This is a genomic window from Chryseobacterium sp. R2ACT005 (assembly GCF_049949215.1).
Classification (GTDB): Bacteria; Bacteroidota; Bacteroidia; order Flavobacteriales; family Weeksellaceae; genus Chryseobacterium.
Genome location: NZ_CP188192.1, coordinates 1960365 through 1973481, shown reverse-complemented (window position 1 = coordinate 1973481; position 13117 = coordinate 1960365). Strand labels below are relative to the sequence as shown.

The following is a 13117-nucleotide window of genomic DNA, read 5'->3' as shown; positions in this document are numbered from 1 at the left end:
TTTTTTAATTGATAGATAATAAAAACAGCTTTCAACGCGGAGGCTGTTTTTGTTTTTTTGAGTTGTTCTGTTGGGGAAATATAAAATATAAATGCAGGCAATCAAATATTTCCAACAAAGGATGTATCTTATTTTTACAATACACAATTTTATCGGAGAAAAAATCCTTGCGTCTTAAAAACGATGTTGCAGGTAAGAATTATTTGCGTCTTTGCGTTTTGTAAAAAATAATAGTCAAAAAAACTGACGAAACATCCGTGTTTTCATTTATAATAACTATAGACGGAATGGCTATTTTGAATATCCTTTGGGCATAATATTCCTTACCTTAGATCCTACTTAGTAAAATTATTTTTATGGAAAAAAGAAAGATCAAAAACACCGATTTAACGATTGCGCCAATCAATTTCGGAGGAAATGTTTTTGGATGGACCCTGGATGAAAAACAGTCTTTTGATATACTGGATCGCTTTACAGAAGCAGGATTCAATTTTGTAGATACTGCAGACACCTATTCATGGTGGGTGAACGGGAAAGGAGGACAATCTGAAGAGATCATTGGAAAGTGGATGAAAAGCCGTTCTAACCGTAATGATATCGTTTTGGCAACAAAAGTAGGTTCTGAAACCAAAGAACATGGCTATGATATCAGCAGAAAGCATATCTTACAATCAGTGGATGAGTCGCTGAAAAGGCTTCAGACCGATCATATTGATCTCTATTATACTCACTTTGATGATAATATCACTCCGGTAGAAGAAACGCTTTCGGCTTATGATGAGATCATTAAGGCTGGAAAAGTGCGCTATATTGCGGCTTCCAATTTATCACCGGAACGTTTAAAAGCTTCATTTGAAGCTGCTGAAAAGAATAATCTTCCTAAATATGTTGCATTACAGCCTCATTATAACCTGATGGAAAGGGAAGGTTTTGAGGGAAATTATGCACCTCTGGCAGAGCAGTTCGATTTAAGTGTATTTCCTTACTGGTCTCTGGCAGCTGGTTTCTTAACGGGTAAATACCGTGATGAAGCAGATCTTGCAAAAAGCGCGAGAGGTGAAGGGGTAAGAAAGTATTTAAATCCTAAAGGACTTGAAGTGTTAAAAGCTCTGGATCAGGTAAGTTCAAAACATAATACCACTCAGGGAACGGTTTCTCTGGCATGGCTGTTATCCAATCCTTTGATCACAGCTCCTATTGTAAGTGCTACAAGTGCATCACAGCTTGAAACGGTATTCAATGCTCCAAAACTTATTCTTGATCAGGAAGATATTGATCTGCTGAATAGTGCAGGCAACTAATTTTCGACTTTCATTATAGACTAAAATTTAATCCGTTCATTGCTGAATGGATTTTTTATTTTGACAATGCTAACCACCCCGTCAAAAATTCTTTGAATTTTCGACACCTCTCCAATGAAGAGAAATTTTAGTTCTTCGATTGTGATTATTCAGTTATTAATTAATCAGAATATTCCTTCAAAAGCTGTCTGTAGCTCATCAGTATTGAGGATTTTGAAATAAAGCCTATAAAATCATTATTCTCACTCACTACAGGAAGATTCCATACCCCTGTATCATCAAAAGTCTGAAGAATCTCCAGAGGTTTATTATCACGGTGAAGTATAGCTGGTGGGGCTTTCATAATCTGAATGACCAGCTGAGAAGCATCCATTTCTTTGTTAAAAAGATAAGGTCTTATATCATCCAGGGTAAGAATTCCCTTTAGCTTTCTATTTTCATCCACAACAGCAAAAATATTTTTATCTCCACTCTTTACCATTTCAAATAATTCAGTAACGGAAGCATTTTCATTAATGGTCTGAGAATACTGATCTATAAAATCTTCTGTTCTCAAGGCAAAAAGAAGGTTTTTATCATGTTTATTGGTCAAAATCTTTCCTTCATCTGCCAAAGATTTCAGTTCCGGAGAGATAGGGGAGAACCATTTGGCAATAAGGTAAGATATCACAGAAGCGATCATCAAGGGAATAAACAGATCATATCCGAAACTGGATTCTGCAATCAGAAATATTGCAGTAAGCGGAGCATACAGTACACCGCTCATTGCCCCAGCCATTCCTACCAGAACAAGGTTGGTCACCGGAACATCTGTAAAGCCTAAATGCTGACAAACCAAAGCAAATAAGTACCCTAAAGTTCCTCCTGCAAAAAGAGACGGAGCAAAATTACCTCCATTACCACCACTGAAGATGGTAAAAGAAGTGGCAAATGCTTTTAAAAGCAATACCAGAATTAAAAATACAATAATCGTCCAGTCTCCGATCTCAAAATACCTGAAAAAACTGTTTTCAATAATAGAGTGGGTATTTCCGTTGGTAAATGCTTTCACTGTTTCATAACCTTCTCCAAATAATGGTGGAAAAAGAACACACAACAATGAAAGTACAGCGCCACCAAACATTGCTTTACGCATTCTGGAAAGCTGAAGTCCTTTTATAAAATGTTCTACTTTTTGGGAAATAATCACAAAATAGCGGGCATACAAACCTGTTACAAGCCCTAAAATAAGGTAATAAGGGACATTTTTATAGTTGAAAGGATCTCTTGTATAAAACCTGAAAAGAACATCTTCCTGAAGCAAAATCCTCGACAAAAGACTTCCGCAGACTGCAGCCACAACCAAAGGAATAAAATCTGTAAAAACCACTCCGGTCAACAGAATTTCAAAGGCAAACATAATCCCGGCAATCGGAGCATTGAATGCAGATGCAATTCCTGCTGTAGCACCAGCAGCCAGCAATAAAGTACGTTCTTTGTAACTTAATCTGTAGGTCTGCGCATAGTTTGAACCAATAGCAGCTCCGGTAACGGCTATAGGACTTTCCAATCCTGCCGAACCTCCCAATCCTACGGTAACCGCACTCTGTATCACCTGGGAATACATTTTAACGGAAGCTACGATACTGGAATTCTGTGCAATTTCATAGAGTATAGCCCCGATACCTTTACGATCCTGTCCTTTGAACAACGTCAGAACGATCATCGTGGTCAATACAATTCCTAAAAAAGGAAAAACAATATAGAATAGTATCTGATATTCAAAGTGGACTTTGGTAGTAATGAAATTGTGTATATTGTGTACCAGCGTTTTCAGAATAACTCCCGCAAGACCCGCCGTACAGCCTACCAGAATTCCGGAAAGAACCAGAAACTGATTCCGGCTCAGCCTGTTGTTCAGCCAATGCAGAATAAGCTCATAACTGCGCGCTTTTTCTAATCCATATTTTTGGAAATCTCTTTTAAATTTAAGGAAGCTCAGGTACTTTTTTTTGTTGTGAATTTTCACCTTAGAAACATTTTATGCTATCATCAGATTGATACAGCTCCGTAAATTTATGAAATATATCACAAAAACACTAAAAAACACTTTTCTTAAAGTCTGTTTATCGTTTTTATTTCCGGTAAAATTTATCCTGTTTTCTTAGAGCTACCCGTCAATAATAATCCTGCTACCACTGCTCCAATGAGTCCTGCACCCGCCAAGATCAAAGGTTTTGCAGGAATATGAAACAATGTTTTCCCATCAATTCCCGTATTTCCTTTAGAAGGTTCCTGTACATTTCCGCCGGTATTTTTATCCTGATGAGCTTTTTTCATGATCATACGCATTCCTGCTGAAGATACATAACGAATAGCTTCGGGAAACATTTCATATAGATTTTTAAATACGACCGCAGACCAATCGGGATAGGTGGCTTCTTTTGGGTTTTTGGCAGTCTTTACAATAGAAGCAGCCAGTTTACGAGGATCAAATGAAGGAGGCGGTGTACTTAATTGTATTCCTGAATAATTAGCAGCATGTTCTATTCCTGAAGATTTCTGAAAACCGGGATAAAGGGCACAGATATGAATATCAGGAAAGTCTGAAACTTCTCCCTGTAACGTTTCCACCATACCACGAACTCCGAATTTTGAAGCTGTATAGGCTGTTCCGTAGGGAGCAGGCATCCATCCGCCAATAGAAATATTATTAAGCAAGACTCCTTTTTTCTGCTTCTTAAATACAGGAAGCACTGCATGGGCGGAATGCATATATCCCAACAGGTTTGTTTTCACGATCTGATCGCTGACATCAACCGGAATTTCCTCAAATTTACCAAATGCAAGCACTCCGGCATTATTCACCCAGTAATCAATTTTACCACTAAATTCAAGGGCTTCTCTAACGAGATTTTCCACGTCTTCAGCAATGGATGTATCTGTGGGAACTGCAATCGCCGTAGCTCCCAGTTTTCTGCATAGTTCTGCCGTTTCATTCAAAGCTTCTTCACCTCTTGCTGCCAGAACAAGATCTGCTCCCTGTTCTGCAAAAGCCTCTGCTGTTGCCTTCCCAATACCACTTGAAGCACCGGTTATGACCACTGTTTCTCCAAAAAAAGGAGGTCTTCTTTGATTTTTCATAATAATAGAGATTTAAGGGTTGGTATTTTTTTAATTATCCATTCCCTGTGTTTCTTTTTGGAAAGAGAATGAGCCTGATAGATGGATTGTTGGTAATAAACAGGCGGAACCAGTCCATTGCCATCTGAATTTTATTTTTGAACCCTACCAAAGGAATAATATGGATGAAAAGCCAGGTGAGCCACGCTGTGAATCCATTAAAGGAATGCTTTGGAAGATCTACCACAGCATTGTATTTTGAAATAATAGCCATACTGCCTTTATCATTGTACCGGAATTGTTCCAGAACTTTTCCATCTTCTATCCGTTTAAAATTGGCAGCAAGATTTTTACCCTGCTGAATAGCAACCTGAGCAAGTTGAGGATGACCTTTCGGGAATTTTTCTTCAGCCAGCATTAAAGAAAGATCTCCTAATGCATAGATATTAGACGTTCCTTCTACTTTATTATAGGCATCCACTGAAATTCTTCTTCCTTTTCCAATACTTTCTTCCGGTAACCCCGGAACTTCTTTTCCTATCACTCCGGAAGTCCAGATCAGTGTCTCTGTTTCAATAGATGATCCGTCGCTTAAAATAACTTTATGATCAGTATAATCTTTTACAGAAACATTCAGAAGTATTTTTACACCTAATTCTTTTAATTTTTCATACGCTGTTTCCTGTGCCAGCCGGCTCATGGGTGAAAGTAAGGTAGGTAAAGCATCAATTAGATAAAGATTAGAAAGCCCCAGCTTAATTTCAGGATATTCTTTCTGAGCAATATATTTTCCCATTTCAGCCAGCATGCCGGCCAGTTCTACTCCTGTGGGACCACCTCCGGCAATAACGATATTCTGAAGTTTTTCGGCTTCTTTGATGTCTTTATTCCGGGCAGCTTCTTCTAAGGTCAGTAGGATATGATTCCTCAGATAGAGTGCTTCTTCTATATTTTTCATGGGTAGAGCGCATTTCTTTACATTTTCCATTCCAAAGAAATTAGACTCTGTTCCTAATGCCAGTACCAGATAATCATAGCTCAGGTTTCCCGTATCAGTTTCTATTGTTCTATTTTCAGGGTTTACTTTCAGAAGGCTTCCCATATGAAATTTCACATGTTTATCGTTTGAAAAGAGTTTTCGGAAAGGGTAGCTGATATTGGAAGCTTCTATAAAGGAAGTAGCAACCTGATAGATGAGTGGTGGGAAAAAATGATAATTATTTTTATCAACTAGGGTTATCCGGAATCTTTTATCATTCTTGAGAGATTTGATAAGATTGATGCCCGCAAATCCTCCTCCTACGATTAGAATATGCTTTTTCATAATAAGTTGTTATTGAAATGGTGTACTGAAAGTGATTCAATAACAGGACCAAAGGAGTTTCAAAACAAATATTTAACATAATATTTAAAATTACAAAATATGCTTTATTTAAATGAGAAACAGAGTTTCAGGTTTGCAGTCAATTTTTCTTTTTAAGGCTTCCAATGATGCCAGCACGATGTTTGCAACCTGTTTAAGAATCCAACACCTTAAATATATTAATATGAAAACAGACATTTTAACTGAAAAGCACCGACTGGGGCTCGGTGGAGTAGCCATAGGAACGGCTTTTGAAAATATTACGGATGAGCAGGCTCAGGAGATCCTGCAAACGGCCTGGGACACGGGAATCCGATATTATGATACGTCTCCCTGGTATGGACTGACCAAGAGTGAGCAAAGATTTGGAAGTTTTCTTAAGGATAAAGACAGGAATGACTTTATTTTTTCAACTAAAGTAGGAAGGCTTTTTCATGAGGTTCCTGAATCTCAAGTTCCACCTACCATGTGGAAAAATCCTCTTCATTACGATTTCTTTCATGACTATACAGCTGATGCTGTACAAAGATCTATTGAAGACAGCCTGAATAGAACCGGACTGAACCATATTGATATCGTTTATATTCATGACCTGTCTGAAGATCAGGTAGGAGACCGCTATCCTTATTTTCTGAAACAAGCAAGAGAAGGGGCTTTTAAGATTCTTTCAAAGCTTAGGGAACAGAGAATTATCAGAGCATGGGGAATGGGGGTGAATAAAATAGAACCTATCTTAGACTGTATTGATTCTGCCGATCCGGAGATCTGTCTTTCTGCAACCCAGTATTCTATTCTGGAGCATGAAGATGCGATAGACCGGCTGCTTCCCGTTGTTAGAAAAGCAGGTGTACAACTTGTTTCGGGAGCAGGGTATAATTCAGGTTATCTGGCGGGAAGGGAACGTTATAATTATAAAGATGTGATTCCAAAAGGAATGCATGAAAAAAGAGAAAGAATGAATACCATTGCTAAAAAGTATAATATAAACCTTATTGATGCTGCCCTACATTTTGTATTGGCCGCTGATGCATTTGCTTCTATTATTCCGGGTGCCAGCCAGCCCAAACAGGTAAAAGATAATATGAAAGCTCTCAATACCATTATTCCTGTTGAATTCTGGACAGAATTAAAAAATGAAGGGCTGATTTATGAGAAAGCACAAGTTCCGGGAGAAAAATAAACAGTTGTAGCGCATTTTTACGTTAATTCGCTTAAATTCGAAATTTAATGATAGTTTATGATCAGAATAAAACTGTAGGAATAGGGTTGGTAAAAACCTTCTAATATAAAAGCGCAATGCAATACTGAATTGTGCTTTTCTTTATACCACTTTCGCCTTACGGACTATTTTTGCTAATAAACCTGGAAAGAATCTCTTCAGATACACTGCCATTACTTCTTTACCTCCTATAGCTTTTTGTTTTTTCTGTTTTTCAATAGCATAGAGCATTTTTTTTGCAAAAATTTCTACAGGCATGCCATTTTTTGTGGCATTATCCATTGTGCCCTGTGATGAGCCATCTCCGGTAACAGCATTAATAGAAATGTCTGTCTGTATAAAACCCGGACAAATGATCGTAATCCTAATATTCTGGCTGAATAGTTCTGCCCGTAAAGCATCAAAAAAACCATGTAAAGCATGTTTTGCTCCTGCATATCCACTTCGCATAGGAGCACCAAATATTCCCATAAGACTGGACACAACCGCAATCTGCCCACCTTTATTCCTGATCATATAAGGTACAGTTGCTTTAGTAAGCGCCACCGTTCCAATATAATCAATATCAATCAGCTGTTTATCTACTTCAATATCCGTTTCCATGGCTAAAGAACGTTGAGACAGTCCGGCATTGTTGATCAGAATATCAATCTTCCCAAACTGTTCTGAAGCTTTTGCCGCAATGGCAGGCATTTCTTTATAATTTTTCAGGTCTAAAGGAATCACCGCATACCGATCTGTATTCAATCCGGCTTTTTGAGCCACCAGATGCAGCTGTTCTTCTTTTCTGGAGGACAGGATGATTTTTGCATGGCTGTTCTTTGCCAAATTAGTTACTAAAGCTTCCCCAATCCCTGATGATGCTCCGGTAATCCAAATAACCTTATGATCAAAGTAACTGCTCATACTTGTACTATTATTTAATTTTTAAGTCCTGCAATATATTTCCCAGCTTTCATTCCTGAAAAAATGCAGCCTCCCAAAAATGTCCCTTCCAGCGCTCTGTAACCATGCATTCCGCCACCGCCAAAACCAGCCACTTCTCCGGCAGCATACAGTCCTTCAATGATACTGTCATCATCTTTTAATACCTGGCCATTCAGATTGGTTTTTATTCCCCCTAACGTTTTGCGGGTTAAAATATTGAGCCGTACAGCAATTAAAGGTCCGTTTTCAGGCGCTAAAATCTTATGGGGAGCCGCTACACGCCCAAGTTTATCCCCTAAATAATTCCGGGTATTCCGGAGATAATTGACCTGAGTATCTTTTGAAAATTTATTATCTAATTCTCTGTCCCTCGCTTCGATCTGAGATTTTATTTTCTCATATTTTAAGAGATTATTTCCAGCCAGTTCATTCATTCTCTTCACCAGATCTTCCAGATTATCTGATACAATAAAGTCTTTTCCATGTTCTTTAAAAGCTTCTACCGGCCCGGGAGCTTTTTTACCAAAAATTCTTTTCAGAAAAAGAACATAGTCCTTATTGGTAATATCCGGATTCTGTTCCGAACCTGAAAGAGCAAATTCTTTTTTTATAATTTTCTGAGTGAGGATAAACCACGAGTAAGAATATCCTGTTTCCTGTATATATTGTAAGGTTCCCAATGTATCAAATCCGGGAAGAAAGGGAGCGGGAAGCCGTTTACCTTCAGCATCAAACCATAAAGATGATGGTCCTGGCAATATCCGGATTCCGTGGTTGGGCCAGATGGGATTCCAGTTTTGTAAACCTTCTGTGTAGTGCCACATTCTGTCACGATTGATAATATGAGCTCCTGTATGTTCTGCGATACCAATCATTTTGCCATCTACATAAGCAGGAACACCACAGACCATATTGTCCGGGGCTCTACCTAGTCTTTCCGGCCAGTTTTTCCTTACCAGCTCGTGATTGGCACCAATTCCTCCGGAAGCTATAATGATATTTGGAGCAGTATATTCAAAGGTTGAGCTAACAGTTCTGTTAGTCTCAGCACCTCTTTCCTGAGTGTCATTTTCCAGAATATCTCCTTTAAGACCTCTTATTTTTCCATTTTCAACCAGCAATTCTGTCACTCTGTGCCTGAATTTCATCTGCAGCAATCCTTTTTCCTGAGCTTTGTAAGCTTTTTCTACAAATGGTTTTACGACACCTGTCCCGGTTCCCCAACTTACGTGAAAACGAGGTACTGAATTTCCATGCCCTGTTGCTGAACCATCACCACGTTCTGCCCAGCCCACCATAAACATCAGCTTAATACCCAATTTCGAGATGTATTCATACTTTTCACCGGAAGCAAATTTCAGATAAGCTTCTGCCCATTGACGGGGCCAGTAGTCTTCCGGACGGTCAAAACCGGCAGTCCCTTTCCAGTCCTGAAGGGCCAGTTCATAAGAATCTTTAATTCCCATTCTCCTTTGCTGAGGCGAATTAATCAGAAACAAACCTCCGAAAGACCAGAATGCCTGCCCTCCTATATTCTGTTCGGTTTCCTGATCCAAAAGCAGTACTTTTTTCCCGACATTGGTAATTTCCATCGCAGCAGTAAGCCCTGCCAGTCCGCTTCCTATGATGATGGCATCAGGCTGGAATGTTTCTTCCATTTTATGAGGTATTTTTTTTGAATGATACTTAATATAAATGTATAAAATTATTTGTAATCGGGTTGAAAATTAAAATAATTTTGCTTTTATCTTTCAGCTTCGAACTCTAAACTTTTCATCTTATCTTTGTGAAAAATAGAAGTATGAAGTATTTGTTTATCATTACCTGCTTTGTCTGTTCCATTTTCAGTCAGGCACAGCAAAAACAGGATCCATGGAAAGACAGCCAGCTGATGGATCCGGCGTTACTGGCTTCCAGAATTGTAAAGCATACAACAAAAGATCTGGTGATCATTTCAGTAGGTCCGGAAGCCATCATCAAAGGTTCTGTAGATATAGGACCAACGCATGAGCCTGAAAACCTGGAAAAACTGAGAAATTATCTTAAAGATATTCCTAAAAACAGAGAAATTGTAATCTACTGCGGATGCTGTCCTTTTGTAAAATGTCCTAATATACGTCCTGCTTTTGCATTACTAATGGAAATGGGTTTTAAAAATGCAAAGCTTTTAAATCTTCCGAAAAACATCAAAACAGACTGGCTAGATAAAGATTATCCTACAAATGATTAATATGAAGACTGGTTTTACCTTATTATTTTTAATAATTTTCTCAGGGTTCATTGCTGCTCAAAGTACAATAGAAGTAGGGAAAAAAGCCCCTGAAATTATAATGGCCAAGGCAGACGGAACTTCATTCGCTCTTTCAACATTGAAAGGAAAGGTGGTTCTGATCGATTTCTGGGCAACCTGGTGCGCACCCTGTGTAGAGGAGCAGCCTGAGCTGAAAACATTGTATGACACCTATTCTGAACAGGTAAAAAACAATAAGTTTGAAATTCTTGGAGTTTCCTTAGATAAAAATAAAGAAAGCTGGCAGAAAGCAATTGACCGGTTTACGATCAAATGGATACAGATCAGTGATTTAAAATTCTGGAAAAGTCCTGTAGCCAAACTTTACGAAGTTGATGAACTTCCCTTTAATGTCATCATCGACGGACAGGGAATGATTTTAGCTAAAAATCTTCACGGTAAGGATCTGGAGGAGTTTTTAAAGAAAACTTTAAGTCAGAATTAAGAATATAAAATCTTACAAATATTCAAAGAGCAGTACATCTATTACTGCTCTTTATTTTTTCATATACACTACAAAGCAATTGATATACAACATACATCAATCCTTTCTTTTTTCTTATAGCTTTGAGGTATGAAAAAAAGTGTCTTCCTTCGCTTGGGGCTGTCAGTGATATTGCTGATGCATAGTGTAATTTCTATTTTCAGTGGAGATGTTAATAATTTCGGGCATTTTTATCTGGATAGTATAGGATTCAGTCCCATTGGGATTTATATTGCATGGGCTGTAAAACTAACCCATCTTTTCTCTGTGCCATTACTTTGGTTTGACCGATATATAAAGCCCGTGGCTATTGGTAATATTCTTATTTTCGTTTTTGGAATCTATTTCGTTCATTGGCAAAACGGCTGGTTTGTAGTGGGAGGTGGAACGAATGGAATTGAATTCAATGTTTTGCTGATCTTCAGCTTTCTGAACCTTATGTATCCTGAAATTTATTTTAAAAAGCAGAACCGTTTTCCCCATGAAAAGGATATTTAAATTTGCTTAAAATCCGCAGTTTTATATTTTAGTTTCCAAGACGACCATTCAAAATCGTAGTTTGTAGATCATTACCTCAATTTGGTCCACTTATATTTCTATATTTGATTGAACAAATCGTACTTTGTATTCTTAAAAATCATGATCAACCTGAAACCATACAAAAGATCTAAATGGCAGATTCATTTGCTTTTTTGGATATTGTATTATATCCTGGAAGTTTACCTTGACTTTTACTGGTCCAGGTATCAGTTTCCGGATTTCCAATGGTCAGTAAGGCTTCAGAATACTCTGATCCTGGAACTGGGATATCTTTTGATCAAAATGCCGCTTGCTTATGCCTTGCTGTATGTATTTGAAAAGATTCATATTAAGGAAATTTTCAAATATCTTCTCTATATTTTTATCGTGATCACCGCTGTTTTTGGGCATCGCTTTTTAACGCATTATATCATTTACCCTTATATTTATGGAGTTACAGAAACTCTGGATGGAAAATATCCGTCGGGATTTATCAATGGTTATGTGGCATTCAATTCTTTTATGGACCTTATTTTTATGGTAGGTCTGATTTTCGGGGTTGAAATTACCCGTCAGAAAAATCTTCTGAAAGAACAGATCTCCCAGCTAAAGTCTGAAAAACTGGATCAGGAACTTACTATGCTGAAGGCACAGATCAATCCGCATTTTCTGTTCAACACCCTCAATAATATTTACGGAATGGCCCTGAAAAAAGCTGATGAAACTCCGGATGTTATTCTTCAGCTTTCCAAGATAATGCGGTATAATATCTATGAAGCAGCAGAAAAAAGCATTTCTATAGCCAAGGATATTGAAAACATTAAAGATTTCATACAGATTCAGAAAATCCGGCATCGGCATCTCATCATCAACTTTACGGAAGATATTGATCATCCTTCTCAGGAAATCTCACCGCTGATCTTGATACAATTTGTTGAAAATGCCTTCAAACATGGGGTTTCTGAAAGTTTAGGAGAGGCATTTATTACCATCGATATCCGGTTGAAAAACGGAATTCTTACTTATTTCATAGAGAATTCCAAAGAAGAAATACTTCATACACATTCCACAAAAATAGGTCAGAAAAATATCCGGAGACAGCTTGAACTGCTTTATCCTCAACATACACTTTCTGTGGAAGATCAAAGTAGCCGCTATATTGTAACATTAACCATAAATTTCCATGACACAACACACAGCCTCTAAAAAATACAACTGCATTATCGTAGAAGACGAGCCCATTGCTGCAGAAATTCTGGAAAGTTTTATCTCCAGGGATCAGGAACTGAATCTTGTAGGAAAATGTGCTGATGCCGTATATGCCAGCAGTCTTTTAAGCATTCATGAGGTGGATCTGATGTTTTTGGACCTCCATCTTCCCGTAGTAAAAGGCTTTGACTTTCTGAGGAAAATAAATAATCCTCCATTCGTTATTGTTACCACTGCTTATCATCAATATGCTGTTGAAGGCTATGAACTTGATATTGCGGATTATCTGATGAAACCTATTCCATATGAACGTTTTCTGACAGCGATTGGAAAGTTCAAACATTTAATGGAGGCGGAGGACGCTTTACTGGAAGTGTCGGAACGTGATTTTATCTTTATCAATAGCGGGAAAAAACAGGTTAAAATTATTTTACATGATATTTTCTACATTGAGAGTTTGAGAGAGTATATTAATATTCACACCAAAACAGAAAGCTTCACTTTTAAAATGCCCATCAGCAAAATAGAAGAGGCTTTAAATCCCAAAATGTTTACCCGTATTCATAAATCGTACATTATATCCAAATCAAAAATTGAAGTCAAATCTGCCAATATTATCCAGATTAATGGAAAAAAGCTTCCTGTGGGAAGAACGTATAAGCCGTTGTTGGAGCTTTAATATTGAGAATAAAATTGTTTAAAC

12 protein-coding genes are annotated in these 13117 nt (G+C 37.8%); 7 read left to right on the top strand and 5 right to left on the bottom strand.

Annotation, left to right across the window (positions count from 1 at the left end):
- The first annotated feature begins 356 nt into the window (after nt 1-356).
- Nucleotides 357-1301 carry an aldo/keto reductase gene (locus ACPF63_RS09095; RefSeq protein WP_077417352.1) on the top strand — a complete coding sequence of 315 codons (945 nt, stop codon included), beginning with the start codon at nt 357-359 and terminating at the stop codon, nt 1299-1301.
- Between the two features lie 160 nt (nt 1302-1461).
- On the opposite strand, the gene ACPF63_RS09090 is transcribed toward ACPF63_RS09095, so the two are convergent.
- The 3 genes from ACPF63_RS09090 to ACPF63_RS09080 form a co-directional block, all read right to left on the bottom strand.
- Nucleotides 1462-3309, bottom strand: coding sequence for a chloride channel protein (locus ACPF63_RS09090; RefSeq protein WP_426482763.1), 1848 nt, complete (start codon nt 3307-3309; stop codon nt 1462-1464).
- Between the two features lie 122 nt (nt 3310-3431).
- On the bottom strand, nt 3432-4424 hold the full coding sequence (locus ACPF63_RS09085) for an SDR family oxidoreductase (RefSeq protein WP_426482762.1): 993 nt from the start codon (nt 4422-4424) through the stop codon (nt 3432-3434).
- A gap of 34 nt (nt 4425-4458) precedes the next feature.
- On the bottom strand, nt 4459-5727 hold the full coding sequence (locus ACPF63_RS09080) for an NAD(P)/FAD-dependent oxidoreductase (protein WP_426482761.1): 1269 nt from the start codon (nt 5725-5727) through the stop codon (nt 4459-4461).
- A gap of 223 nt (nt 5728-5950) precedes the next feature.
- Here ACPF63_RS09080 and ACPF63_RS09075 point away from each other — a divergent pair, with 223 nt between their 5' ends.
- Entirely contained in the window at nt 5951-6946 is a 996-nt protein-coding gene (locus tag ACPF63_RS09075; RefSeq protein ID WP_426482760.1) for an aldo/keto reductase, read from the top strand.
- A gap of 141 nt (nt 6947-7087) precedes the next feature.
- Here ACPF63_RS09075 and ACPF63_RS09070 read toward each other — a convergent pair whose 3' ends face one another.
- Nucleotides 7088-7891, bottom strand: coding sequence for an SDR family oxidoreductase (locus ACPF63_RS09070; RefSeq protein WP_426482759.1), 804 nt, complete (start codon nt 7889-7891; stop codon nt 7088-7090).
- Between the two features lie 14 nt (nt 7892-7905).
- The gene (locus ACPF63_RS09065) at nt 7906-9570 is read right to left on the bottom strand and encodes an FAD-binding dehydrogenase (RefSeq protein WP_426482758.1); all 1665 of its coding nucleotides are present in this window, start codon (nt 9568-9570) and stop codon (nt 7906-7908) included.
- A 143-nt stretch (nt 9571-9713) separates the two neighbouring features.
- On the opposite strand from ACPF63_RS09065, the gene ACPF63_RS09060 reads away from it, so the two are divergent.
- The 5 genes from ACPF63_RS09060 to ACPF63_RS09040 all read left to right on the top strand — a co-directional run bounded on the left by ACPF63_RS09060 (nt 9714) and on the right by ACPF63_RS09040 (nt 13093).
- A complete protein-coding gene (locus ACPF63_RS09060) occupies nt 9714-10142 on the top strand; it encodes a rhodanese-like domain-containing protein (RefSeq protein WP_219072713.1) in 429 nt (142 codons plus the stop codon).
- A gap of 1 nt (nt 10143) precedes the next feature.
- Nucleotides 10144-10647, top strand: coding sequence for a TlpA family protein disulfide reductase (locus ACPF63_RS09055; protein WP_426482757.1), 504 nt, complete (start codon nt 10144-10146; stop codon nt 10645-10647).
- 129 nt (nt 10648-10776) lie between these two features.
- Complete coding sequence (locus ACPF63_RS09050; protein WP_077417329.1) at nt 10777-11184, top strand: DoxX family protein; 408 nt, start codon at nt 10777-10779, stop codon at nt 11182-11184.
- Between the two features lie 141 nt (nt 11185-11325).
- Complete coding sequence (locus tag ACPF63_RS09045) at nt 11326-12411, top strand: sensor histidine kinase (protein WP_426482756.1); 1086 nt, start codon at nt 11326-11328, stop codon at nt 12409-12411.
- Nucleotides 12389-13093, top strand: a complete 705-nt coding sequence (locus ACPF63_RS09040; protein ID WP_426482755.1) for a LytR/AlgR family response regulator transcription factor — start codon at nt 12389-12391, stop codon at nt 13091-13093. The genes ACPF63_RS09045 and ACPF63_RS09040 overlap by 23 nt, the downstream gene beginning before the upstream one ends.
- Nucleotides 13094-13117: the final 24 nt, after the last annotated feature.